This is a genomic window from Streptomyces sp. NPDC091376 (assembly GCF_044757085.1).
Lineage (GTDB): Bacteria > Actinomycetota > Actinomycetes > Streptomycetales > Streptomycetaceae > Streptomyces > Streptomyces pratisoli.
Genome location: NZ_JBIVUF010000030.1, coordinates 20,770 through 43,678, shown reverse-complemented (window position 1 = coordinate 43,678; position 22,909 = coordinate 20,770). Strand labels below are relative to the sequence as shown.

At 68.5% G+C, this 22,909-nt stretch carries 23 protein-coding genes and 5 pseudogenes; 11 read left to right on the top strand and 17 right to left on the bottom strand.

Annotated elements, in window-relative coordinates:
* Positions 1–102 precede the first annotated feature (102 nt).
* Positions 103–261, top strand: a pseudogene (locus ACIQMR_RS35995) (IS701 family transposase); the annotation flags it as partial.
* A gap of 49 nt (positions 262–310) precedes the next feature.
* Here ACIQMR_RS35995 and ACIQMR_RS35990 read toward each other — a convergent pair.
* The 4 genes and pseudogenes from ACIQMR_RS35990 to ACIQMR_RS35975 form a co-directional block, all read right to left on the bottom strand.
* Complete coding sequence (locus tag ACIQMR_RS35990) at positions 311–436, bottom strand: hypothetical protein (RefSeq protein ID WP_401396714.1); 126 nt, start codon at positions 434–436, stop codon at positions 311–313.
* 65 nt (positions 437–501) lie between these two features.
* Positions 502–660 (bottom strand): annotated as a pseudogene (locus ACIQMR_RS35985) (pyridine nucleotide-disulfide oxidoreductase); the annotation flags it as partial.
* Positions 661–674: 14 nt separating this feature from the next.
* The gene (locus ACIQMR_RS35980; protein ID WP_401396723.1) at positions 675–1,232 is read right to left on the bottom strand and encodes an OsmC family protein; all 558 of its coding nucleotides are present in this window, start codon (positions 1,230–1,232) and stop codon (positions 675–677) included.
* Between the two features lie 150 nt (positions 1,233–1,382).
* A pseudogene (locus tag ACIQMR_RS35975) lies at positions 1,383–1,553 on the bottom strand (helicase associated domain-containing protein); the annotation flags it as partial.
* A 79-nt stretch (positions 1,554–1,632) separates the two neighbouring features.
* Between ACIQMR_RS35975 and ACIQMR_RS35970 the strand changes: the two are divergent.
* Positions 1,633–2,166 (top strand): transposase, encoded by a 534-nt coding sequence (locus tag ACIQMR_RS35970; protein ID WP_401396711.1) that lies wholly within the window; start codon positions 1,633–1,635, stop codon positions 2,164–2,166.
* 227 nt (positions 2,167–2,393) lie between these two features.
* On the opposite strand, the gene ACIQMR_RS35965 is transcribed toward ACIQMR_RS35970, so the two are convergent.
* Together ACIQMR_RS35965 and ACIQMR_RS35960 are read right to left on the bottom strand one after the other, a co-directional pair.
* A complete protein-coding gene (locus ACIQMR_RS35965; RefSeq protein WP_401396708.1) occupies positions 2,394–2,882 on the bottom strand; it encodes a hypothetical protein in 489 nt (162 codons plus the stop codon).
* Positions 2,870–3,010 carry a hypothetical protein gene (locus ACIQMR_RS35960; RefSeq protein ID WP_245874039.1) on the bottom strand — a complete coding sequence of 47 codons (141 nt, stop codon included), beginning with the start codon at positions 3,008–3,010 and terminating at the stop codon, positions 2,870–2,872. The genes ACIQMR_RS35965 and ACIQMR_RS35960 overlap by 13 nt, the downstream gene beginning before the upstream one ends.
* A gap of 663 nt (positions 3,011–3,673) precedes the next feature.
* Between ACIQMR_RS35960 and ACIQMR_RS35955 the strand changes: the two are divergent.
* The 4 genes and pseudogenes from ACIQMR_RS35955 to ACIQMR_RS35940 all read left to right on the top strand — a co-directional run.
* A pseudogene (locus tag ACIQMR_RS35955) lies at positions 3,674–3,966 on the top strand (adenylate kinase); the annotation flags it as partial.
* Positions 3,967–4,011: 45 nt separating this feature from the next.
* Positions 4,012–4,245 (top strand): hypothetical protein, encoded by a 234-nt coding sequence (locus ACIQMR_RS35950; protein ID WP_401396705.1) that lies wholly within the window; start codon positions 4,012–4,014, stop codon positions 4,243–4,245.
* Between the two features lie 309 nt (positions 4,246–4,554).
* The gene (locus ACIQMR_RS35945; protein ID WP_401396702.1) at positions 4,555–4,764 is read left to right on the top strand and encodes a hypothetical protein; all 210 of its coding nucleotides are present in this window, start codon (positions 4,555–4,557) and stop codon (positions 4,762–4,764) included.
* Between the two features lie 131 nt (positions 4,765–4,895).
* Positions 4,896–5,507 carry a restriction endonuclease gene (locus ACIQMR_RS35940; RefSeq protein ID WP_401396699.1) on the top strand — a complete coding sequence of 204 codons (612 nt, stop codon included), beginning with the start codon at positions 4,896–4,898 and terminating at the stop codon, positions 5,505–5,507.
* Between the two features lie 316 nt (positions 5,508–5,823).
* On the opposite strand, the gene ACIQMR_RS35935 is transcribed toward ACIQMR_RS35940, so the two are convergent.
* Together ACIQMR_RS35935 and ACIQMR_RS35930 are read right to left on the bottom strand one after the other, a co-directional pair.
* Entirely contained in the window at positions 5,824–6,294 is a 471-nt protein-coding gene (locus tag ACIQMR_RS35935) for a DUF5958 family protein (protein ID WP_401396697.1), read from the bottom strand.
* On the bottom strand, positions 6,291–6,824 hold the full coding sequence (locus ACIQMR_RS35930; protein WP_401396694.1) for a DUF6000 family protein: 534 nt from the start codon (positions 6,822–6,824) through the stop codon (positions 6,291–6,293). Before ACIQMR_RS35930 ends, ACIQMR_RS35935 begins: the two co-directional genes overlap by 4 nt.
* 125 nt (positions 6,825–6,949) lie before the next feature.
* Between ACIQMR_RS35930 and ACIQMR_RS35925 the strand changes: the two genes are divergently transcribed.
* Entirely contained in the window at positions 6,950–7,888 is a 939-nt protein-coding gene (locus tag ACIQMR_RS35925; RefSeq protein ID WP_401396692.1) for a patatin-like phospholipase family protein, read from the top strand.
* A 560-nt stretch (positions 7,889–8,448) separates the two neighbouring features.
* Here the strand turns inward: ACIQMR_RS35925 and ACIQMR_RS35920 are convergent.
* From ACIQMR_RS35920 to ACIQMR_RS35890, 7 genes and pseudogenes are all read right to left on the bottom strand, one after another.
* The gene (locus tag ACIQMR_RS35920; RefSeq protein WP_401396689.1) at positions 8,449–11,523 is read right to left on the bottom strand and encodes a hypothetical protein; all 3,075 of its coding nucleotides are present in this window, start codon (positions 11,521–11,523) and stop codon (positions 8,449–8,451) included.
* Positions 11,524–11,958: 435 nt separating this feature from the next.
* Positions 11,959–12,285, bottom strand: coding sequence for a hypothetical protein (locus ACIQMR_RS35915; RefSeq protein WP_401396686.1), 327 nt, complete (start codon positions 12,283–12,285; stop codon positions 11,959–11,961).
* Between the two features lie 387 nt (positions 12,286–12,672).
* Complete coding sequence (locus tag ACIQMR_RS35910; protein WP_401396720.1) at positions 12,673–13,878, bottom strand: class I SAM-dependent methyltransferase; 1,206 nt, start codon at positions 13,876–13,878, stop codon at positions 12,673–12,675.
* Positions 13,879–13,906: 28 nt separating this feature from the next.
* Positions 13,907–14,164 carry a hypothetical protein gene (locus ACIQMR_RS35905; RefSeq protein ID WP_401396726.1) on the bottom strand — a complete coding sequence of 86 codons (258 nt, stop codon included), beginning with the start codon at positions 14,162–14,164 and terminating at the stop codon, positions 13,907–13,909.
* 149 nt (positions 14,165–14,313) lie between these two features.
* Positions 14,314–14,544, bottom strand: a pseudogene (locus tag ACIQMR_RS35900) (transposase family protein); the annotation flags it as partial.
* 220 nt (positions 14,545–14,764) lie between these two features.
* The gene (locus ACIQMR_RS35895) at positions 14,765–15,817 is read right to left on the bottom strand and encodes a DUF1269 domain-containing protein (protein WP_401396683.1); all 1,053 of its coding nucleotides are present in this window, start codon (positions 15,815–15,817) and stop codon (positions 14,765–14,767) included.
* Positions 15,818–16,564: 747 nt separating this feature from the next.
* Positions 16,565–17,305 (bottom strand): hypothetical protein, encoded by a 741-nt coding sequence (locus ACIQMR_RS35890; RefSeq protein ID WP_401396680.1) that lies wholly within the window; start codon positions 17,303–17,305, stop codon positions 16,565–16,567.
* A gap of 382 nt (positions 17,306–17,687) precedes the next feature.
* Here ACIQMR_RS35890 and ACIQMR_RS35885 point away from each other — a divergent pair, with 382 nt between their 5' ends.
* The gene (locus tag ACIQMR_RS35885; protein WP_401396677.1) at positions 17,688–18,371 is read left to right on the top strand and encodes a hypothetical protein; all 684 of its coding nucleotides are present in this window, start codon (positions 17,688–17,690) and stop codon (positions 18,369–18,371) included.
* A gap of 355 nt (positions 18,372–18,726) precedes the next feature.
* Positions 18,727–18,891 carry a hypothetical protein gene (locus ACIQMR_RS35880; RefSeq protein WP_401396674.1) on the top strand — a complete coding sequence of 55 codons (165 nt, stop codon included), beginning with the start codon at positions 18,727–18,729 and terminating at the stop codon, positions 18,889–18,891.
* Between the two features lie 92 nt (positions 18,892–18,983).
* Here the strand turns inward: ACIQMR_RS35880 and ACIQMR_RS35875 are convergent, their stop codons facing one another.
* Complete coding sequence (locus tag ACIQMR_RS35875; RefSeq protein WP_401396717.1) at positions 18,984–20,630, bottom strand: ABC-F family ATP-binding cassette domain-containing protein; 1,647 nt, start codon at positions 20,628–20,630, stop codon at positions 18,984–18,986.
* 412 nt (positions 20,631–21,042) lie between these two features.
* Here ACIQMR_RS35875 and ACIQMR_RS35870 point away from each other — a divergent pair, with 412 nt between their 5' ends.
* Positions 21,043–21,165 carry a hypothetical protein gene (locus ACIQMR_RS35870; protein WP_401396671.1) on the top strand — a complete coding sequence of 41 codons (123 nt, stop codon included), beginning with the start codon at positions 21,043–21,045 and terminating at the stop codon, positions 21,163–21,165.
* Positions 21,166–21,286: 121 nt separating this feature from the next.
* Here the strand turns inward: ACIQMR_RS35870 and ACIQMR_RS35865 are convergent, their stop codons facing one another.
* Positions 21,287–21,580 carry a hypothetical protein gene (locus ACIQMR_RS35865; RefSeq protein ID WP_401396668.1) on the bottom strand — a complete coding sequence of 98 codons (294 nt, stop codon included), beginning with the start codon at positions 21,578–21,580 and terminating at the stop codon, positions 21,287–21,289.
* Between the two features lie 496 nt (positions 21,581–22,076).
* On the opposite strand from ACIQMR_RS35865, the gene ACIQMR_RS35860 reads away from it, so the two are divergent.
* Positions 22,077–22,466, top strand: a complete 390-nt coding sequence (locus ACIQMR_RS35860) for a hypothetical protein (RefSeq protein ID WP_401396665.1) — start codon at positions 22,077–22,079, stop codon at positions 22,464–22,466.
* Positions 22,467–22,909: the final 443 nt, after the last annotated feature.

The following is a 22,909-nucleotide window of genomic DNA, read 5'->3' as shown; positions in this document are numbered from 1 at the left end:
GGTCCTGTACGGAAAGCTGCCCCGGGGCGGTGACATCGAGGAGATCGACGAGCTGGTTCGGGGCGCGGTCACCGCGATGTGCCGCCCGTAGTCCGGCCCTAAAGACCGCTCACCTGCAACGAGATCCAGCACCCATTCACCGCGCTCGTCGTCTGGCTCGTCCACGACGCGGCCCACCGGCTCGACTGGTCCCACTGGCGGCGCCGCCACCAGGCCCGATCGCAGGCCAGCCACTATCAGCGACAAGCCACTCAGACGTGAAGATCGCGATCTACAGCTGGAGTATTAGGGGCTGGTAGTGGCGGACGACTCAGCCCAGGTAGAAGTCCCTGCGGGCGGCAACGAACGCCTTGATCGACTGGGCGGGGACGCCCGTCACGCGCTGGACGTCGTCGCTCGTGCGGTCGTAGCGGTCGTCTCGGTGCAGCTGGGCCATGGTGGCGACGGGCTGCTGACAGCGGCAACGTCCGTGGTGAGTGAAGGCCACCTGGGTTACGGGAGGTTGTCGGCGGTGGCTGCGTGCCCACTCCACCGGGCGCCGTCGGCCGGTTCGTCCCTGGCGCCGGCGCCGATGACGGCACCAGCGATCCTGGCCTGGTACGTGTTCTGGTGGGTGGCAAGGCGCCGGTTGACGTCGCCGAGGGCTGTAGACGAGCCGTCGACTGGTGTCTTGTTCAGGTGAGCGTCGTGACGACGTCGACCGGGTTGACGAGGGTGTCTCGGATGGTCGAACGCCTCTCGACGAGGGCGATGAGTTCCTCGAGTTGCTTGCGTGTGGTGTTGGGGGCGTCGAGGTCGACACCGATGCGGATCTGCTGGAGTCCTGGACGGACCGACGCGTCGATCCCGAGGAACCCGCGCATGTCGAGGTCGACTTCGAGCTCCAGGCGGATGCCCTTGAGCTCGATGCCACGCAGGGCGGCGTGCGCGGTGATGGTGACGGTGTAGCAGCCTGCGAGCGCGTGCAGCACGTACTCCGCGGGCGTGGGTGCGGTGTCGGTGCCCAGCGCCGCGACTGGCTCGTCGCTGGTCATCTCGAACTTCGCGACGCGCGTCGCATCGCGCTCGCCTCCCTGGCTCAAGGCGCCCGTCCGCGTGGTGATCCGGTAGCCCCCCTGCCACGAACCGTCGACTGCGAAGGTGGCCCGGGCGAGCGTGGGATTGGTCCGCAGGGTGTCGATGCTGTCCTGCAGCGCGTCGACGTCGATCTCGTTGATGACGGACATCGGCATGAAACTCCTTGTGGGCAGGGATGAGAAGGGAAGCATCGTGGACGGGCGACGGCCACCGCCGGGCGCACCCGAGTGATGTGCCCGGCAGCGGCCGTCGCGTCGGATCACTGGGTGTTGTTCTTCTCGGCCTGGTCGAAGAACTTCATGGCGGTCCTTGCCCAGGCCGTTCTTCGCCCCCTTCCGCCGGAGGTTGGCCATGTGCTGCCCGACGGGCACCATCGCCTCGCCCTCGCCCCACACCGCGTCCTGACGCGGCGCGAGGTGCCCGGTGGCCCGCCGGTACGAGCGCAGCGCGGCCAGCTTGTTCTCCCACGCCTCCTTGTCGCTGAGGCGGGGGGTAGTTGGTGTATGGGGTGGTGTGTGGGCTGGGGTGTTGGTGGTGGGTTGATAACTGGGTTCGGTGGGCTGTGGGGGCTGTGACCTGGGGTTGCGTGACTTGGAGTGGGAATGGCCGGGGCGATTATGGCTGGTTTCTGCGTCTAATGGATCGGTTGTCGTTTCGCCTGGTCGGTGGGGGTGTTGTCCTGTCGAAGGACAGACCAGCACCGGCTGGCACCGCGTCACCCAGCACGGACGCGACGCCATCGTCATCGAGTTCGCCAAGTCCGACTGCGGCAGCTGCCCAGTCAAGGGCCGGTGCACCAGCGCCGCCCGCGGCAATCGCATGCTCACCCTGCGGCCCAAGGAGATCCACGAGACCACCGCCAAGGCCCGCACCGAACGCGCCGGCATCGAGGGCACCGTCAACCAGGCCCTGGACGTCACCGGCCTGCGCCGGGCCCGATACCGCGGGCTGCCCAGGGTCCGCCTCCAGCACGCCTTCTCCGCGGCCGCGGTCAACGTGGTCCGGCTGGACGCCTACTGGAGCGACCAGCCCCTCCGCCGGGTCCGCACCAGCCGCCTCGAACGCCTCGCCTACCGGCTCACCACGTAGACCTCACCAATTGCGCAGCAGAGTCCCTTCGGTTTTCAAAGACTGGTGCACGGCTCCGTCGTATAGAGCACGGATCCAGTCGTAGGCCACGTCCGTCGCTTTGGTGGGCGCAGAGCGAGCCGCCGGGGGAGATGGTCCGGCGCGGTGCGCCCTCACGAGAGGGCGGCGCTCGGACATCGGCCGCGGCACTGGAACTGTCGTCTCGACGGCCATCGGAGGGGCACGGGTCACCCGGAGACGGGCGCAGGCTCTTCCAGGGCGATTACGACCATGACGGGGAGGTCGGTGTCCTGTTGCACCACGCCGGCGGTCAGCATCCGGCCGTCCAGGATCCACTTCCGCACCGCGATGAATTCGTCCTTGTCCGCCGCCGACTGTTCGGCTTCGGTGAGGTGGTCGGCGAGCGGGGATTGTTCGATCTCGGGGAGGAGGCCGGCCAGTACCCCCTCGCCCTCTTCGTAGACGGAGTCCAGGTCGTCGAAGTAGCCGGACTCGTCGACATCGCGGATCCAGACGGCGAACGATACGCGGACCGCGCCGCTGCTGAACGCCTGAGTCCATCCCCGGATGCCGTCTTTGTGCCAGGATGTCTCCACCCCGTTGCGGGGCTTGCCTCTGGGTGTCCACTCCTGGGCCGCGAACCTTGCCGCCGCGCCCTCGGGGGTCAGCGGGACGAGGCCCCGGAGTTCTTCCAGCATCGCGTTTACTGCAGCCATGAACTCATTCCACTCATGCCGTTGCCGGGCACGTGGTACGCCTTCAGCTGCCCGCTTGCGTAGGCCTCGGGGAAGGCCTTGGACAGCACCTCGTTCACATGCGCGGCACCCCATTCATTGGACACCATATAGCGAACTCCCTTGCCTCCGAGATCCTCGTTGAGGGCGAGCAGTTTGTCGGTCTGCTTGGTGAGCCGGGCTTCGTCGTAGAAGTCGGAGTCGGGGTTGTACGGAGACTTCTCCCACTCGCCGAGGTTGTCGCCGCCGGTCCACTTGGCCTCGGTGACCCAGCCGTCCCGCGGGCCACCGTCGATGTGGACTTCCCGACCGTCGGGCAGGATCCACTGTTGTTCGTAGCTCTGGTCGGTGACGAGCCGTTGGTACCGGAACGAGGTGCGTTCGAGTTACTTCTCGGTCAGCCAGCCCAGCCCCTTGAACCGTGAATAGGGTGACAGGCCGAGGGGGTCGCATACCGTGGGGTCTGCTGCAGGTTTGGGTGACAGGTTGACCTGCCCCACATCTCAGGTTCCAGTTCTGCTGGCTAACTGACGGCCTTCACGAAAGGCTGCCGGATATGCCCCGCGCCTACCCTGCTGAGTTCCGCGCCCGCGCCATCGCGTTGGTGCGGGCAGGAGAAGAATAGAAGCAGACGGCCGTTGATCTCGGCATCCATGGCGCTTCTTCGGCACAGGCCCGCGGCAGATGACCGGTCATTGATGTTGTGCCTGGACTGGTCCTTTGATCTGAGTGTGTTCAGGCTGGTTGGCTGGTGTGGGGCGTGGGGTGCCCGGTGCCGTCGGGACCGCGATCACATCTTTCATGTCGACTACAGCCCGCCTGAAGTAGCAGGGACCTGCGATGTCTGCGGCGGTGAGTTGTACCAGCGCGATGACGACCGCGAGGCAACTGTTCCTAAGCGACTGGAGATCTATCGCAGCGAGACAGCGCCGATGGTTGACCACTACAGGCCCAGAATCTGGTGACCACGATCTCGGCCCTTGGCCACGTCCAGGAGGTCCTGGACCGCGCGCTGGTCGCGATCAGCCACAGCCAGGTCGGTACCCCCGGCACGTCCAGCTGCTGACCCCTCCGCGGTCTGGACCGTCTGGACCGAGGAATGCCGGCGGGCGTGACGCTCGACATGCCGCCCCACTTGTCGAGGAAGGTGGTCAGCTACCTCGTGTCGCTCGTGCTGGAGGCCGGCTCCGCGTTCGACCAGGACGTTCGTCTGCCGGGCGATCCGATGGGCGACGTCGGGGTGCGGTACTCCCTCGCCATCGTGGGCGAGCCCGTGGTGCTCGAGTACACCGCCCACCCCGACACGCGAGGAATCCGCATCTGGGTGCCGGACCGGTGCCACTGATCAAAAGTTCCCTTCGCGCTGTGAGTGTAGAACCAGCCGTGTTCGGGGCGCCTGTGGTCAGCGGGTCAGGCACGGGAGCCGAAGCGCGCCAGCAGCGCCTCACGCTGTCGTGGCCGAGGCCCTGGACACGCTGGCTGGGGGATATGTCGAGCTCGCTCAGGTGCAACTACTCGGTCAGGTCCAGAGCGGTTTTGTGCCATCGTCGGCCATCTGTCCCCCGCCTGATCGCTACGCCGCTAGACATGAAGGCTGGGGCTGGCGTGCCGTCATCCCCTAGTGAGGGCCGACTGGTAGGGGGAGGGTCCGACGTTGGTGACGATCAACGTGGCGGTGCTGCTCGCGGTCGTCGTGTTCGTGCGGCTGCGGCGGCGTACGCAGGCGCGCAGTCGTTTCGACGAGAAGTTGACCGTCGTCATCGTGCTGGCGCTGGGCGTCCTGATCGCTCCCACCGCGGTGGGAGCGGGCATCCTGAACGTCCTGGGGCAGTTGGTGGGCGGCGTGACGCAGGCGGGCCGGTGAGCCCCCGCGCGCGGAAGGCCCGGACGACGAGGCCCAGGCCTTCGGTGCGGCGTCCGCCGGCACGGAGGCAGACCCGCGGACCGGCCAAGCGGCGGCAGCGGCACGGGGAGGACCGGCTGGCCGGTCTTGTCGTGGCCGTGGTCCTGGCCGTCGGCCTGGTCGGGGCGGTGGTCAACTGGCTGGTGACCCACTGGTGGGTCATGGTCGTCGTCGCCGCGATCAGTGCGCTGGCCGGTGGTGGCTGGCTCTACCAGAGGCAGCAGAGGGCCCAGTGGGAAGCGGTCCGCGCGCAGGGCCTGCGCTACGGGCTGCCGCAGTTGGACGCCCTGCACCATGCCGGGTTCGAGGACGCGGTACGCGACCTGATGCGGCGTGACGGCTGCCGGGACGCGGCTCGTGTCGGGGGTGGCGGCGACCTCGGGGCGGACGTGAAGGCCACCGATCCCTTCGGGCGGCGCTGGGTGATCCAGTGCAAGCACCGCCGCAATGGTCTCGCCGGCTCCGCGGTGGGCACTCCGGACCTGCAGGTCCTCAACGGCACTGCCCGCCAGATCCACGGCGCCGACGTCGCGGTGATCGTGACCAACGGCAGGGTGACCGCGCCGGCCGTCGCCTTCGCCAAGCAGCAGCGCCTCCACGTCGTCGACCGCCATACCCTCGCGGTGTGGGCGTCCGGCTCACGTCCCCTGTGGGACCTGCTCCGGGCCGTCCCGCCACCCCGCCGCCCCACCACCCTGTCCTGAACACAGCCCACCCGAGGGAAAGACCCCGGGGCCGGGCTAGCCCTCCTGCTGCGTGACCCAGAGCGGGCAGGTCCCGGAGCCCCTTTCCAAAAGGGAGAAGTGGCTGTTGCTCCGTGCAGCATTGCCGACCGGACCCGGCGTGGAGCGAACCTCAGCATCGGCGGCCGAACGGGGTGGTGCCGGCTGAGCATGCTGTGGCGCCGGGTGGCGCGGGGCTGGCGTCGGGCACGGCGGCGCTGTGCGGTGCGCTGCGCCGGTGCGGGGGCCGGTGGGCTCGAGCGTCAAGCCGGAAGGGCGTGCACAGGGCTTTGGCGTGTCACGACGCTCGTTCCGGCTCCGACGACGCGCGCGCGTGAGCCGAGGACTGCTGCACGGGGACTCGTTTTCGCCCGTCGGCGACGGGCAGTCTGTGCCACCAGTGACCACATCCGCCGGAGCAAAAGCGCTCGCGGCGCCGTTCGTCCGCGATCGCAAGTACCGCGACCAGAAGCCGGAACGCCTTGCGGCGTTCATCGGCAGGGGTGAGACCGGCGATCTTCCCCAGTTGCTGGTTGATCTGGCCGCGGGTGATCAGAACCCCGGGCGTGTGCGTCGGGCGCAGCCCGGAGCGGCGGATGCTCTCAGGCCCGTCCTCCGTGACGGCGCGGGCCCGTATGCAGTGATGGCGCAGGAACAGGAGCACGTCGGACTGCTCCTGCTGGCCGTGCGTGTCGAACCACTCGATGCCCTGTGACATCGAGCGCAGGCCCTGGGCAAGTTCGTTGCGGATGATGTCTCGCTCGGTCATGGCTGCAGGCGCCGATGAACAAGCGGGGCGAAGGTCTCTGCGGTCTCGTCTACGAAACCGCAGAGTTCCTGTATGCCCCGCTGGCAGTCGTGTGGGTCGAGGGCTGCCGCGACCCGGGCTTCGAGCCACCGGTCCCAGGGGCCTCCCGGGGCAATGAACCGGGATGCGGAGTCGGAGTCGAGCACCTTGTCGAGGTACAGGAGTGTCCCGAGGGCGGTTGGCTGGTCGTAGTCGAGGTCGGGGCGCGACAGGTAGTGATCAAGGTAGGCGCTGAGTGGTTCGGCATCCGCTGCAGTGCCGAACTTCGCGAGGGCGACGCAGTACGCCGTGCCCGCGTACGGACCCTCGCTGGCGAGCAGGAGCCGGCCGATGAGGTCGCGGAACTCGGTTCGGTGGGCCACAGCGGCCAGCCAGGCGGCAGTCTTGCGCTCGCGCCAGCCACCCTCGAAGAGGATGCCGAGCTCTGCGGGAGTGATCTCGTAGGCAGCCTGAGCCACACCCCGCAAGAACGCAGAGCGCTCGTCGCCCACGCCTCGACGTCGCCCTGCACGCAGATCCCACCTCCGAGCAGCCCCCTGGAGTCTTGACCACGATGACGATGACTGCCACACCTTCTGCGACGCCAGAGCGCGAAGGACCACACCCGGTCTGGCGCGTGCGCACCGAGCGCGTTCAGGTCGACAGCCGCCCCGGCGCACGCACCGATGGGCTTAGCGTCGCGCTGGCCATCGAGGGCGGCGGGATGCGCGGCATCATCGCAGGCGGGATGGCCCTGGCACTGCACGAACTCGGCCTGACCAACGGCTTCGACGCCGTCTACGGCGCCTCCGCCGGCGCCGCGTCCGGAGCATGGCTGCTGAGCGGCAGCCCGCAGTCGCTGCGCTTCTGGGCGAATCCCCGCTACGCCAGAACCGCGATCCGGCACTCGAACCCTCTGCGCGGGCGGCCGCTCGTAGACCTGCACGCCTTCTACGAGGTGCTCTACCGCTACGGCGACCAGGACTTTGCGCCGATGGACTTCGCCTCGATCTTGGCCAGCGACATCGAGTACCACCCGCTGGCCACCGACGCCGCCACCGGGAGATCCACCGACCTTCGGCCCTTTGTCGGCGACGCCGCGGAGTTGCGCCTGGCGCTGCGAGCCAGCGCCGCCCTGCCTCTGCTGGCGGGCGACCCCGTGATGCTGCGTGGGCACCGGTTCTACGATGCGGGTGTCTCCGAGTCCGTGCCCTACCGAACCGCGCTGGCCCAGGGCGCGACCCACGTCATGGTGCTTCGATCCCGGCGCGAGATCGACGCGGCACGCCCCTCCCGCTCCGCCCCGGTCATCGCCAAGACTTTCCTGCGTCGTGAACCCGCAGCCTTGCGGCAGGTGTTCCTCGACCGCGCAACGCGCCTGGCCGAAGACGACGCCGCCCTGGCCCACCACCCGGCGGTCGTCTCGATCCGCCCCGCTCCGGGCACACCGCCGGTCGGCCGTCTAGCCCGCCAGAGCGACCTTCTCGAAACGGCACTGGAGGCCGGGCGCGTCGCCGTTCACGAGGCCTACAGCGACCTGTACGACGACCCAAGCCCAGCGGCTGCTGACTCCTGATGGGACGGGGCCGCCTCTTGGCAGCGGGCGGGCAGCCTGACACCCGCACAGCAGACTCCGAGTTCAGAAGGAGAGGCCGAATCGGGGGCGCCGATGGGGACGCCCAAACTGACCGGACGCTCGTCTCGACGGCGACCACATACACCAGTTGGTTACGCGCGCTTCCGGGGGCGCCTCGATCTCGGCGGTCAGCGAGCGGTGCTGCACGTTGATGAGGACGTCGCCCGGCGATTTCGGCGTCGTAGGCGGCGGTGAGCCGGGCACGCGCACCGCTTCGTTGAGCGAAACCCCGTCGCACCGCAGTGTCGGCGCTAAGAATGCTCAGATGCGTGAGGCGAGACTGCGAACGTCGAGTTCCTCAAGTACGGGCCCAAGGCCCCGACGCGTCCGTCCGGGACCGGGCAGCATCCAGCAGGCCGAGGCACCACCCAAAACACAGGTGGTGCCGGATCGCAGTGACGGATCATGCCCGCGAATAACATATGGGGCAAAATCCGCTGTCGAACGGGGTCGGCGCAGGCTTTCGAACCAACCAGACGCCGTTCCCGCGCAGTCGGACATCAGGTTTCGGGGAGCGGTGCGTCCCAGCGCTGAGCGATGGAACTGTCCAGTTCCCAGCCGTACTTCTGTAGCCTCTTGCCTTTTTTGGCCCGTCCTGCGGTTTCCAGCAGTTCGGCTTCGTCTTGCAGGCAGAGTAGGTCACCGCCGGTTTTCGCGGCGCGTTGCATCCAGGCCATGGCCTCGTCGATGTGCCCGTCCGCAGCTAGCAGGCGAGCAACTTCCCGCATGCACTTGAGGTCGCCGCCGACGGCGCGGCGCTGCATCCAGGCGATGGCGTCTTCGGTCCTGCCTGCCGCCCTCATCAAGCGGCTTGCCCTTTCCTTCACGTAGAAGCCGCCGGCTTCCGCGGCGCGTTGCATCCAGGTGATTGCCTCGTCGACGCGTCCCGCTGCTTTCAACCGCAGGGCCACTTCTTCTTGGGCTGACGGATCGCCTGCGTCGGCGAAGCGTTGCAGCCATGACGTCGCTTCTTCGGTGCGACCCGCTCTTCTGAGCAGCTCGACCGCCATCATTGCCGCACCGTGCTCGCCGGCCTCTGTCCGGGCTTGGTGGAACATCAACGCTTCATCAATGCGGCCTGCCGCCGCCAGTACTTGACCCAGACTCCGCGCGCTTGAAGGGTCACCGGTCTCGGCGATGTCCCTGAGCCAGGTGACTGCTTCTTCTAGGCAGGCGGAAGCCTCCTGCAGACGATTTGCCTCATCCAGGGGCGTGGCGGATACAGCGGCGTCCGCAGGGCGCTGCAGCCAGGTGAGGGCGTCATCGATACGTTCCGCCATCTCCACCAGATGCGACATGTCCTCGGAGAGATGGAAACCCTCCTGCCGGAGCTTTCGGTAATGCGTTATGGCCTCCATGACAAGAGAGATCGCCTTCGGAAGCCCGCCTTCACTTCCTTCCTCTCGTGCGGCGTGATCCTCAGCTTCGATGCCTCGCCGATACCAGGTGATCGCTTCATCGAGAAGTCCGGCCTCCTCGAGCATGTCCCCCGCCTCCGTCAAGGCGTTGTGCTCGCCCCTCTCGGCCCGGGCCTCGTACCAGGACAGTGCCTCCTCCGTACGGCCGGCATCTGTCAGTAGAACAACTGCCATGGTCGAGGCGACGAGGCCACCGACTTCGGTACGGGCACGCAGCCAGGTGAGGGCCTCTTCGATACCGCCAGTCTTCGCCAACTCGCGGGCTGCCGATCCGACGGCACTCAGACTGCCGGCTTGGGCGCCGGCCTGGTACCAGGCGAGGATCTCATCACCCCGGCCCGCACCTTCAAGCAACCGAGCAGCCTCCATTGGCGCACCAAGGTTTCCTTTCTCTGCACGAGCCCGTAGCCAGGTGAGCGCGTCCTCGATGCCGCCCTCTTCCGCCATCAGCCGGACTGCTGCTGTATCGGCTCCTGGATCCCAGAGGTCCTTAAGCCATTCGGTGACCTCTTCACGATGGGCCTCTCGCGGCCTTCCCTCGGCAAGAGCGCTTTCGCGGAGGGCGACCTCCGCGGCGTGCCGGTACCAATGGGTGGCTTCCTCTGTTCGGCCGGCCAGACTGAGCATCTGGGCCACCCGTCGTGGAACGGTGGCGTCACCGGCGTCGTAGGCCGCGCGGTAGAGCACGAAGGCAAGCCGCAGCAGGCCCCGAGACTGCGCGTGGAAGGCGGGGGCCGCAAGGTCGGCCCGGATGCCGTGATCAGTGAGGGCATTCCACAAGGCGTTGGGTATGACAGTGGCGTGGCGTACTTGGTGGCCGTGCTGGTCAAGAAAGTCAGCCAGTCGGTAGTGAGGCTGGGCGAAACCGGGCCGGTCCCGGCGAGGACGTATGCGAGTGAGCGGTCCACAAGCGCCGCGCAGCGGTTCCGTGGCATAGGCGAGTGCCTGCTCGAACCACTCCTCCGGCAGAAGGTCGTATTGCTGCTCGGTGAGGTACCCTTCGGCTGCCGCCTCCAGCAGGTCGCGCGGCAGGGCCAGGCCGTGGCCCACACGCCGGGCGTCCATAGCAGCGGAAATCAGCGCCTTCGCCGCTGGGGCCGCGTTGTTGTACCGCTCGATCAGGGCCGGGGCGCCTGCAAGGTATTGGGTGATCTGCCCCTGCTTGGCGCGCTCAGCGGCGAACGCCAGCCGGGGGTCTTCGTCGGCTAAAGTTCGCAGAGCGTCCAGATCAAGATCGGTGAACGCGTCAGCGACGGTCAGATCGTGGCCGGTCAGCAGGGCTCGGGCCTGGGCGTACGCGTCAGCTTTGCCGGGAGTGGGCGACGCCGTCAGGATGTGCCAGTACTCAGGCCAGAGGGTGCCCAGGATGAGCACGGGTGCTCGATCGGGGTCTTGCAGGAGGGTGCGCATGCCAGCGGCGAGGCGCTCCCCGACCGCGTTGGCTGGGGTCAGGAAGTAGTGCTGGCTCTCGTTGAGCCAGATCACGGTCCGCGGCCCCACCCTCTCCAGCCCCTCCACCGCGGCCTCAGGCCGGCCTGGATCGAAGGGATGCCACAGCCGCCACCCGTCCGGCAGCGCTTGGACAGCCTGCCAGCAAGCCCGAGTCTTGCCTGATGAGGACCCGCCCACCAGAATCGCCATACCACTCACACCGTCGGCTGCCAGACCGACGAGCGCACTCAACTGCCAGTCATGTATGCGCTCAACATAGGCAGGCAGAACCTCCAGAGGAGGGCTACCGGCCGCAGGCAAGACTTCAATGGCGCGGTGCACCTCCAGGGCAAAGGGATCCAGCCGGCGGATCGACCGCCCAAGAACCGACTGGGCCGTTCTAGGCGGGCGTACCGGTTGAGCCTGATCCAGCAGGTTCCGCCAGTAGCGCTCGTCGGGTATCTCCCCGGCCCAGCTGCTCCACACCTGGATCAGAGCCCATACCTTCTCGCTGTTGGCGGGGCTCGGGACCTGGGCCTGTCCGGCGGCATCCGGCAGCCACGTACTGATGCGTTGGGCGCTCAGGGCGACACCGTACGGAGCCTGCTTCAGGACGCGCTCTGTCTCCCGCCGTGAACACGGCCGTCCCGCAGCGCGACGGGCGGCAATGGCCCGGTTCTCCAGGGCGCGCAGACCCTCGTAAAGCTCGCGAGATTGCCGTTGCACCCCATGTCCCCCTTTGCATCCCCGACTCCAACGCCCGCTGCGGGCAAGGCGGTCAGTGCGATGACCTGGAGCGTAGGACAGGTTCGTCCGGAGTGTCCGCCCTTTCGGACACCACCAGGTGCCTGAGTCCAACCTCGCCCCAAGCCCCGGCTGCCCAGCCGGAAATCAAAGATCAGAAGGGGCACCCTGTAATGGTCAAGCATCGCACCGTCTGGCGTCTGAGTCGCGTCGCCCTGTTCAGCCTCGTCCGTGGCATTGCCACCGCAGCGGGTGCTGCAGCCGTTGCCGCAGCCACCTGGTGGCTGCAGAACCGATGAGGGCTCACGACACGGTTGCCGCGTCCGGCCAAGGGCGCGGCACTTGCGGGATGAGCCGGGCATCGCCGCGCAGGTCGCTGATCGGGCGTCCCGCCCCCTGTGACATCCCCGCCTGCACTCACAGCTCACGCGTTCGCCCTGCCAGGTCCGGCCCATCCCAGGCGGCCCGGCGGGCCAGCACCGTGGCCACGGCCACCACATCGGCCTGCCGTCCAAGCCGTTCGCCGTCGGTGATGACGCGGTGGACCGTGTCCCGGCTCGGCGCCCCGTCCAGGCCGTCGTCGGCGGCGATGTCTGCGGTGATCTCGTCCAGGCTCGGGGCGCCCTCGCTGCCAAGTACACCTCGAACAGCAGGTCCTTGAGCCGGCGCAGCGCCGACGGCCATCCCACACGCGCCCGCTGCCTCTTCGGGGCCCGCCCTCTCGCCCCCGGTGTCGCCACTCATCGCACCATCGTCTCCGCTCCCGCCCCCCCACGGCGTGAACAGCGCAGGTCCGGCGCCCGTTGCAGGCGTGTCGCAACTCGGAGTTGATCTCTTCGAGGGCCTCAGCGTGGACAACAAGCCGGCCGGCTGCCCATCCACCCACATCACCTCTGTGGAGGTTCCATGTCCCGCACGCGTCTGACCCGCCGCGAACGGCTCACCCTGGCCGGGGGCAGCCCTGCAGGGTGCCGTCTTCGGCATCCTCCGAGCCGTCGTTACCTGGCTCCTGAACCACGTCACCTGAGCCCACGCCTCGGCCAGCAGTGATCGGGCGGCGTGATCAGGCTCTGGGACCCGTTCGCTGACGAACTCCGCGGCCAGGTGGCGCCGGTGAGTCGAAGTTCCTGCCTATGAAGGGGGCGTAGTCGTTGCAGCGCTTCCGGCGAGTTGATCCCGCCAATGGCTGGCGGCGTCCTGACCGGCCTGCATCGCGTTGAACTCGTCAGTCCGCTTCGCGAGTGCGGTGGCGGGCACCGTGCCCTCGACATAGGACCCGAGACCGAGGTTGAGTGCGCTGCCGCTCAGGAATGTGGCGTACTCGCGCACCGAGTCAACTATCGCGAAACTAGCGGGGTTGCCGTGCACCAAGGCATTCCGGACACGACGACGTCTGGCCTCCAGCACGGCGCCTTCGGCGGTGTAGTACTCAATCAGGGCGCGGTACTCGGCGTAGTCGCTCACACTGGCGAACATCCGCTTGATCCATGCGCGCTCGGACTCGATGCGGCAGAGCGAGAGCAGAGCGGCAGATCGGTCAGCGACAAACAGAATCCACGGGCGCGACGGTTTGTCCGCGAGCCACTCGCGGGTCAGCGCGTTGCGCAGTTCGTCTCGGGATCCGCTGCGGAGCAATGTTGGGCTAGGCACCCGCTGCAGGTGCCGGGCTGCGTACAGCCGGTAGGAGACGTGGTTGTCCGGTTTCGGGGAGTCGATGGTGGTAACCGCTTCCATTCTGAGCCCGTGTTGGACCAAGAGGTCCTCCCACAGTTGCGGGGTGAGGACCCACATGTTCACTGGGTGGTCTTCGGTGGTGCCGGGCAGCCGCAGGATCTCGGGGCGCGGCATCAGCTCGGCCGATGGCCCGGTGCCGTCGGAGTTGGTGTGGAGCGCCGAGAAGAGCAGTCGGCCGCCCGGTGCAAGGCCGTTGGCCAGGACGGGCAGCAGCCGGTCGGGGTCCAGATACGGCATGGAGCCGACGGAGTAGACCAGGTCGTACGGATCGGCGTCGCGCAGGTGGGCTACGGCGTCGGCGCACACCAGGTGCAGACCCGGGGTGTCCGGGTAGCGGGCGAGGGCGCGTTGGTGCTGTGCAGGGGAGGCATCGACGGCGGTGACGTCGGCGCCCCGGGCGGCGAGGTGGGCGGCGTGCCGGCCGAGGCCGCTGCCGAGGTCGAGAACGCGCAGCCCGGCCATGTCGCCGAGGACCTCGATGCCGGGGCCGGTGCCGGGGATGCCCCAGTCCCACCGGTCCAGCTCGGGCAGCTCGAGTCCTCGCGTGAGTTGGTGGTTTCCGTAGGTGTTCCAGGTCTCAACGGTGTCCGATTCGGTGGTCACCAAGTCCATCCGGTAGCCGGGGCGGGGGTCAGGGACGCAGGGCGTAGCAGCGCAGGACGTCGAGGTCGGCGGTCTGGACGGCGGACCAGCCCGCGGTGAGGAGCTCGGCCTGGGCGGGGGTGATGCCGAGGTCCTGCAGGGGGTCGGTAGCGGGGCGGCGCCCGGTGATCTCGGTGACCACCCAGAAGGTCCCGCCCGGGGCGAGGAAGTGGCGGACGCGGCCCAGGAAGGCGGCCTTGTCGTCGATCCACCGGTAGACCAGGCGGCAGGTGACGATCGCGGGCACAGCCGCGCGGCCGGACGTCCGCCGAGCTCGATCGCGATCGACCGCAGCCAGCCCGTCAGCCCGGTGCTGGAGCGGCGGTGCCGCTCGGACAGACCCGGCACCTGCGCGACGAACGTCTTGCGGGAACAGCTCTTCCGGTCACAGAAGTATCGGCGGACGCGCAGCCGGACTATGACCCGGCGAGAGCCCAACGGCCTTTCATCCAGGGTGCGTCGGTACGTGCTGTGGATGCGTCTCGCCTCTTTCCGGCAGTCCGGGCACCGGCCCGGGCGAGCAGTGGACACCGCCTCCACCACAAGGACGTCTATGGAGCCGCTGACGCGCTCCACTCGCACATCGACCCCGGGAAACAGCACATCCTCGACCGTATTGCTCGCCATGGCAGGAAACACTCTGCCGAAACGATCCCTCGTTCCCCTCGCTCACCTGGAGATTCACGGAACTGCGGCCAGAGCCCTGGAATCGGCCAGGGCTGCTCGTCGCCTCACTTGCTCCGTTACTTAACTGAGTGGGGAACAGGAACGAGCCCTCGCAGGTGGAGAGCCTGCCGCCCGTTCGTAAGTGTGCGGACAGCTCTTCGAGATCGTTTCACTTCTCTTGTCACGCCTCCGTTGCCGTGTGCCCCTGCGCCTCGGTCTCCACCTGAGCGACTTCAAGAGTCTGAATCGTTCCGCCCAGGTCCTTGAGCTTCCCCGCGACGGCGTCGGTCTCAAAGTCCCAGGTGAGGACCCCGACGGCTGTACGACCGTCGTCAAGTTCGCGGCCGATGCTCGCCATGTCTTCGTCGGTCATCTTGAGACCTTTGTGGAAGAACTCGCCGATGACCCCGCCGCCGGCCCCGGCGGCGAGCGCACCCCCTGCCAGGGACAGGCCGCCGGTGGGTATGGCCGCGATCACGCCGAGCGCTACACCGACCCCCATGCCTTTCTTCCCGGCCCTCCGGCCGAGCTTGTGCTCCTTGACCTTGCCGTGGCTGTCCCTGACGAGCACGCCGATGGCGTCGACCTTCATGTACTCGGTGGCCTTTTCCCAGTTCTTCAGCGACCGCGCTGCCTGGTCGGCGCTTTCCTCGTCGGGGAAGAAGGCGAGGACGAGTTGTTGCCTGTCTCCCCCCGCGTCTTCCCTGAGCCTGCGGGGCGTCACTGCCTCTTCTCGCGAGATCCCGTGACGGTCGAGGTAGGCGAAGATCTTCGTGCCACTGTCGGAATTCCCCTCCAGCTCGGACTTGAGCCAGTCCCGCATCGCGTCCTCGTGTTCGAGCAGGTCCTCGGCGAGCGCCTTGAGCTCAGGCGTGTGGGCGTGCTTGGCCATCATCTTGTACAGCGGATCGACCTCACGGGTCTCCTCGGCAGTCAGCTTGGCCACGTTCTTGAAGGAGTGCAGACCGCGCGCGAGCGCCGCGCCGTCCCTCCCCAGCTTTTCGGCCTGCTCCAGGGTGATGTGCACGCCCGCGTCGTGGCCGAAGGGCTCGCAGTAGTGGACGTTAAACCATTCCATCGTCGCGCACGCCGTGAACTGCTCGGCATGCTGCGGATACATCTCGGTCAGCGTCTCGAATAGCCCGACCCCGAAGATCTCACCCTCCCAGGAGATCCTCAGCAGGTCGCGCTCCGTCCGGCCGCCGGCGAATCGGTGCTTCTCGACAAAGGTCATGTGCACCCACCTCGTGATCCATCTCGCCGGAGCCCGGCCTGGTTCCGGCAGGCAGCAGCCTTTGAGGGGGCCCAGGAGCTCGAAGGGTCCATGTGCGGCATCGCATCGGCCAAGACCGCCAGCTCATCTGTCGCTTTCGCCCCCTCACTACCAGTAGGCCAGCACCAAGACGCAGGTGCCAGCGGGCTCCTCGGGTGTCCTATTGAGGACTTTCGGTGGTCGAGGCAACACTCTCAGCTGATGACGTTCAGGCGGCGGGCAGGCGCGGAGGCGCTCCGGCCACCTGCGCCGATCGTCTGAGCGGAGTGCCAGCAGTTAAGAACTCAACCGGCACGCGGCGGACAGCAGTCGAGGAGAAGCCGGATCAGTGAGCCGTCACCCGCACCCCTGCACGGAAGATCCATTCCGTGATACAGCGCCTGGACCTTGATCAATCTCGCCGATAGCCACGGCTCCATTGATCCCCGACGCCGGCTACGCGCCGGCCTTCGGCCACCCTGGACAGTCCGTCCCGCCCCCTGGACCTCGCCAACTACCGGGCAGCCCCTCCCGTGTGACGCGCAGGTCAGATGCCGTGTGGGTGGGGAGATCCATCGAGCAGGTCTGGGTTCCCCCCTGAGCAGGGGGTGGCCGATTTCAGGAAGCGCCATCAGTGAGACGGGACAGCTGTGACTGTGCGCGCTAGTTGGCCCGTAAGGCCAGATCCGCGCTCAGCCACGGGAGAAACCTCGCAGACTTCCCGACGGGTCAGGGGGTGGGCGAGGCTTCCGTGAGTGCCATCCAGTCTCGGACCGTCTTCTGGTGCGAACCGCTGGCCGTGCTCGCAGCCACTGCTTCAGCGTCCTCGACGCAGCACGGCTTCGCTGCTCGGGTGAGCAGGATGAGTGGCCACGCAGGGCCCGTACCGGCTCGCTCTCCATCGAAGGCAGTCCAGTCCCAGGGGCCGTCGAACCGCCATGCCCGGCCGGTGATGTCGGCGACTTCGTCGCCCACCTGGAGCGACGCGTACGGACGCATCAGCAACTCGAACGTGAAGGGGATCCCGTCGCCGGGGTGGATGGTGTACCCCGAGCCATCGCGATGGCTCCCGTCCGGGAACTCGCGATAGGACAGGCCTTGGCGCAGCACGGTCACGGTCTGGGTGGGGTGCGGCAGCCAGGCAGTCTCCAGCGGGGGATCGTGGTGGTCGACGGCCGTCACGTGCACCACGGTGGGCGGCACGCCGACCCGGCAGACGTCTCCGGCCTTCAGTTGTTCCGGCGGAGGGTCCGTCCGGAACAGTTCGGCCTCCACCTCGTGGCCGCTGCCGCCCACGCCAAGGGCGACGATGCCGTTCCAATGAGCGAACTCGTTGTCGCCGTCGACTGCCCACCACGGCCATCGCACCGACACGTGATCCCAGGTGACACCCTGCTCAACCCTGGTAACCGTGAAGGGGCACGTGACCGAGAGCACGTCACCGACCCGAAAGTCCCCCGCGTCCATCATTCGGCCAGCGTAGACGGGGCCTCTCGGCGGTCCACGCGGGCCACCAGCCAAGGGCCTGCCCGGGCCCGTGAGCCACCTGCCGCGCACAGGGGCCAACTAGCGTGCTCACAGGCCACCTATCGCACACAGTCGCAGGAGCGCGCGGCGGGCGTGTTCCGGAGACCGTCGGACGTGGGTGTTCGAGTCTTTGTTCGGTGTCGTGGTGGGGGAGGTGGCCGTAATGGGGGAAGAGTAGAGACCGAAGATCGCGTCGGCGTGGCATGTCCGCTGTCGGCCGGGCCTGCCGGACGGCGAGTACCGGCAGGTCCTCGGCCTGCTGGACGCTTTCACGCCCGTCGTGCAGCCGCTGCCGCCTGGTGCGGCGCTTGCGCAGGTGAGGGGTGTGCTGCGTCTGCATCGCACGACGCCGGTGGAGCTCGCCCGCCGTTTCCGTCTCCAGGTCCTGGCCCGGTACGGCGTGGACGTCCACATCGGCATCGCGTCGACATGGAGCCTGGCCGCGATGGCCTCCGCCCGCACCGGCGCTTCGGGGATCCTGCATGTGGAGCCCACGGAGGCGGCCGTCACCGCCTTCCTCGCGCCCTTGCCGGTCGAGGCGCTGCACGGGATCGGCCCGGTGCAGGCGGCCACGCTGAAGAAGTTCGGCCTGCACACGATCGCTGCGCTCGCCGCGGTTCCGGAGGCCACCGTGCAACGGGTCCTCGGCGGCCGGGCGGGGCGGATCCTGTCCCGGTGTGCCCGCGGGATCGATGCGCGCTCCGTCACGCCCCGGCGGTTGCCGGAATCGACGAGCGCGCGCTACGACTTCGCCCTCGACACCCTCGATTCGGCGCTCGTCCGTTCCGCCCTGCTCTATGTCGCTGTCACTCTCGCGGAGCGTCTGCGGCACCGCCGGCAAGGCGCCCGCGGCCTCACTCTCACCGTGGGGTTCGCCGGCGGAGTCACCGTGTCGCGCACCCGGAAGCTTCCCGAGGCGTCCGCGCACACCGAAGACCTCGAGACCGGCCTCTGCCGGATCCTGGACGCGATGGCGTTTCAGCGGGCCGCGTCCGCCGCGTCACCGTGATCGCCGAGGATCTCACCAGCGCCGACAGCCCTCAGATCGGCACCCCAGGTCTCCCTCGACCCGGGGCGTGAGGCCCGGCTGCGGCTGGAGCCTGTCCTGGACCGCATCAATCGGTGCTACGGACACGGAACAGCCGGTCCGGCCGCCCGCTATCGCGCCGCCAGTTGAACCACATCCCCTGGACGGCGGGCGCATGACCATCTGGCGCGACGCAACCGAACTCACCGCAGCGGACCTGTAGGCCACACCGACCGCTGCACACATCTACCCGGCCTACCGCGAACCGCTCGTCCGACTGGGCATCCAAGGAGAGACCCGCCGGGGCGCGGCACTGGAACGACGCGAGTACCCCGGGATGGGCATCGCCTTCCGGCTCCTGCTGTGGCCCGTGCCCTGCGACGCCCGCGCCCTGCCCACCCGTTGGGTCTGGGCCGACCCCGCCGCCATGCGCCTCACCGCGGTCGGCATCCACCCCGTCGAGCTGCGGGCGCGAGCCTTGAAGAGCGGGAAGGTGTGCTGAAGTGGTGAGGACCGCGCCTACCGGCATGGATGAGGCTCAGGTGCCCGTGTCGGATCAGGCCCCGTTCCGGTCAGGTGCCGACGCCGGTCAGGTCAGGTCCTGGTCGGGTCAGGGCCCGGTCGGGTTCCCTTCCCGGCCGGCTCCCGCTCACGTCCGGTCAGGGTCAGTTCCGGGCCGGTGAAGCCCTGGCGCATCCGGCGGTCGTGGGTGACCGTCACCAAGCTGCCGCGGTAGGCGGCGAGGGCGGCGTCCAACTCCTCGACCAGGGCGGGGGAGAGGTGGTTCGTGGGTTCGTCGAGCAGCAGCAGGTCGATCGGGTCGGCCAGGAGGAGTGCGAGTTCGAGGCGGCGGCGTCGGCCGGTGGAGAGATGGCGGACGGGGCGGGTGAAGTCCCTCTCGTGGAGCAGGCCCGTTGCCGAGAGCTGTTCGGCCCGGTCCTCGCCGTAGGCCTGGAGGACGGTGCGGCCGTCCTGGTCCGACGGGGTGGTCTGGCGGAGGTGGCCGACGCGGACCGGGCGCACGACCTCCCCGGAGACCGGGACGATTTCGCCTGCGAGAACCTGGAGCAGGGTCGACTTGCCCGCGCCGTTGGGGCCGGTCACCAGTAGTCGGCCACCTGGCGGGATCTCCAGGGAGTCGAGGCTCAGCCGTCCGGGCACCACGACGTCCGAGAGGCAGACCCCGCCCGCCGGTTCGCCCTCGATACGTGCCGTGAACCGCAGTGGCTGCGGCGGCGCCGGCACGGGGTTCGCGGTGAGCCGGTGCAGGCGCTCGCGGGCCTTGCGGATGCGGCCCATCGCGCCGTGCGCGCGGGACCGCGCCCGGAAGGCCCCGGCTCCGCTGAACGCCGCAGGGGCCTTGCGCGGAATCGCGGACAGCAGACCGATGTTGGTGGTGGCCAGCCGTGACTGGCGGGCCACGTCGGCGCGCCAGTCTTCGTACTCCCTCGTCCAGCGGGCGAGGTCGGCGGCCTTCGTGGCGAGGTGGCCCGCGTAGCCGTTGCCGTGGCGCCGGACGGTGTGCCGGTCCTGGTCGACCTCGAGCACGGTGGGGGTGACGCGTTCCAGGAAGACGCGGTCGTGGGTGACGGCGACGACCGTGCCGCGGTGCGCGCGCAGACGTTCCTCCAGCCAGTGGACTGCCTCGTCGTCGAGGTCGTTGGTGGGTTCGTCGAGGAGCAGCAGCTCCGGGGAGGCCGCGAGGACGGCGGCGAGTGCCAGACGGGAGCGCCTTCCGCCGGAGAGCGTGCCGAGCCTGCGGTCGGGGTCGAACGGTTCGCGTTCGCCCAGTCGGCGCAGGGTGGTCGCGACCTCGCGGTCCGCGCTGTGGCCGCCGCGCGCTTCGAACTCGGCGAGCAACCGCGCGTACTCCGCGGCTCCCGCCTCGCCGGTCGTGGCCAGGGCGGACTCGGCGGTGCGGATACGTCGCTCCAGCCTGCGCAGATCGGCCAGCGCCAGGTCGATCACGTCGCCGACGCGTGCCGATCCCGGCAGACCCAGGGTCTGGGCGAGATGGCCGATGCCGCCGGGGGCGACGACGGTGACCGTGCCGTCGTCGGGTCGCTCCCGGCCGGCGAGCAGCCGCAGGAGCGTGGACTTGCCGGAGCCGTTGTCGCCGACGACGCCTGCCCTCTCGCCCGGTCGGACGCTGAAGGAGACGCGGTCGAGGACGGTGATGTCGTCGTAGCGCTTCGTGACGTCGGCGAGCGTGAGCTGGGATGTGGTGGTGGCGCCGGGCACGGCGAGGACGAGGACGGGGACGTCTGGGAACAAGGGCGACCCTCCGAGGCAAGTAATGGCGAGACGCAACGTCTCGTCTGTATCGGAGAGTAGCAGTAGGCCGTAGAGGCGGCAAGACGCTCCGTCTCGCTGTAGGTCCCGTAGGTCCCGGAGTCCCGGAGACCCGGGCCGGGGCGACCGCGTTCAGTACGGTCCCCCGGGTTCACCCGGCCGCGTTCAAATCGTTGCGGCCCCTATGCGCACGCACGCCGGAACCATCCGGCGGCGGGGGCGCGCCGTGCCACGCCGCGCCGACGTTGCCGGACGACGGCGGACACGTCGGCCACACCGGAGACGCCCCAGGCACCCGGGCGGGGCGGATCCTGTCCCAGCGTGCCCGCGGGGTCGATCCGCGCCCGTCACGCCCCGCCGGATGCCGGAATCGATCAGCGAGCGATACGACTTCGCCCTCGACACCCTCGACACCCTCGACCCGGCGCTCGTCCGTTCTTCCCTGCTCGATGTCGCCGTCACCCTCGCGGAACGTCTGCGGTGAACACGGGTGGTGGCTTCTACGGCTGGAGTTTCTGACCGTCCCCCCGCGAGGGGCGTTCGTTCTTGACGCCGCTGCACGCCAGGAGTTCGGCCCAGGTGGCGTCGAAGTACACGGTGAAGAACTAGGATCGGTCTGCTGCGACGATGTTGCCGGTACGCAGTTGCTCGTCGCGGTGCCGAGCGCGGAGGATCTCAACGGTCTCGTCGAGGCCGAGGGTCGTCAGGCCGATCTTCAGCGACCGTCTCAGCCTTGTCGCAGCGATCCCGAACACCATCCACTGAGGCGGCCGTCCCTCGAAGAGCATGACCTCGCCTCCGGCGGCGACGGCGTCGCGTGCTGCCTTGCAGGCACTGGTCTGGCCTTTGAGCATCGCAGTTACGTCGGGCTGGCTTGGGTTGTTGTCCTCGGTGGCCATCGGGCGACTGTAGGGAGCGAACGCGGGCGTTGCTACAGGATTCGGCGGGGCCCGCCGGGAGCTGAGCCACCCTGCGTCTGCTCCCGGCTCAGTCGAGCCGAGGGCTCGCCGTCCCGCCCGCAGGTGCGGTAGTCGAGCCCGATCCAGCAGTGCCCAACGCCGGATAGCAGCCCAAGTGGTCCCGGCCGCGCACAGTATCTGCCATGTCGGCCACTGCTGGCGGGGGCCACGGTCGATGGCGAGGACCTCGTGCTCGGTGTCGGCGCCGCCGTGGTGTAGCGGTCTCCGATCCGGCGCGGGCCGATCTGCAGGGCGACGAACTCCTCGAAGGTCATCTCGAAGCCCTCTCCACGGTCTCCAGCAGTTCGCCGTTGACGCTGTTCTTGCACTCCTGGCACTGGCTCACGTGCTGGAGCTGACGGCGCCGCAGCTATCTTGGACACCCTCGTTCTCGTCTCCGCAGGCACCCCTTGGACCACACCACAGGGAGGAACCAGTGTCATCCTCGCAACTGCTCACCCCCGAGGAGAAGCTCGCCGACGCGAAGAAGCTGTTGAGCCTCCCGCGTATCGTCGTGATCTGCGGCTCCACCCGCTTCATGACCGAGATGAACGAGGCCGATCTGCGGGAGACCAAAGCCGGAAAGATCGTCGTCAAACCGGGGTGTGACATGAAGTCGCCGCACGAACTTTGGTCCGATCCTGTCGAGGCCGAGGCGCTGAAGGTTCGACTCGACGATCTGCACCGGGCGAAGATCCGGCTCGCTGATGAGGTGCTCGTAGTCGGCGACTACATCGGAGACAGCACCCGAGCCGAAATCGCCTACGCCCGGTCGCTGGGCAAGCCCGTGCGGTTCACGCACCCCGAAGTCGACCCTGACGCCTGACCGCCCGCTGCCACCTCGACAACCAGGGCCGGCAGCCCGCCGCCTGACCGTCTCGCGGTGGCTTCGGCCGCCGCCCTCCCCATACCCTCCGCAGGCGTTCCTTGGAATTGATCATCCAGCGCGCCGCGGAGCGAGTCCGCCCCCTCGGGAATGTGCAAGCAGTCGCACGGGAGGCCCACAAAGCCGCTGAGTTCCACCGGCCCGTACTCCCACACGCCGCTCAGGCAGTGACCGAGCAATTCGACACCCTTCCCGATCGCGCCATCGTCCTTGAATCCCCATATTCCTGCCCACCATTGACGCGCCGCGTCTGGCGCACCCCCACCCACGCCCCTCACGCACCCCCAGCTCCCCGACCGAGCAGGACGCCGGCGTCCCAGCGCGTGATCTGGACCGCCAGTTCGCCCGTACCTCTACGCGGTCAGCTTCTTTTCCCGGGGCCA

Bases quoted from the DNA above. Each gene is read 5' to 3' on its own strand.
- ACIQMR_RS35990 (WP_401396714.1), bottom strand. From the start codon at position 436: ATGGCCCAGCTGCACCGAGACGACCGCTACGACCGCACGAGCGACGAC.
- ACIQMR_RS35980 (WP_401396723.1), bottom strand. From the start codon at position 1,232: ATGCCGATGTCCGTCATCAACGAGATCGACGTCGACGCGCTGCAGGAC.
- ACIQMR_RS35965 (WP_401396708.1), bottom strand. From the start codon at position 2,882: ATGGCTGCAGTAAACGCGATGCTGGAAGAACTCCGGGGCCTCGTCCCG.
- ACIQMR_RS35960 (WP_245874039.1), bottom strand. From the start codon at position 3,010: ATGGTGTCCAATGAATGGGGTGCCGCGCATGTGAACGAGGTGCTGTCC.
- ACIQMR_RS35935 (WP_401396697.1), bottom strand. From the start codon at position 6,294: ATGACCGAGCGAGACATCATCCGCAACGAACTTGCCCAGGGCCTGCGC.
- ACIQMR_RS35915 (WP_401396686.1), bottom strand. From the start codon at position 12,285: ATGAGTGGCGACACCGGGGGCGAGAGGGCGGGCCCCGAAGAGGCAGCG.
- ACIQMR_RS35895 (WP_401396683.1), bottom strand. From the start codon at position 15,817: ATGACCTTTGTCGAGAAGCACCGATTCGCCGGCGGCCGGACGGAGCGC.
- ACIQMR_RS35890 (WP_401396680.1), bottom strand. From the start codon at position 17,305: ATGATGGACGCGGGGGACTTTCGGGTCGGTGACGTGCTCTCGGTCACG.
- ACIQMR_RS35880 (WP_401396674.1), top strand. From the start codon at position 18,727: ATGGGCATCGCCTTCCGGCTCCTGCTGTGGCCCGTGCCCTGCGACGCC.
- ACIQMR_RS35870 (WP_401396671.1), top strand. From the start codon at position 21,043: ATGCCGGAATCGATCAGCGAGCGATACGACTTCGCCCTCGACACCCTC.
- ACIQMR_RS35865 (WP_401396668.1), bottom strand. From the start codon at position 21,580: ATGGCCACCGAGGACAACAACCCAAGCCAGCCCGACGTAACTGCGATG.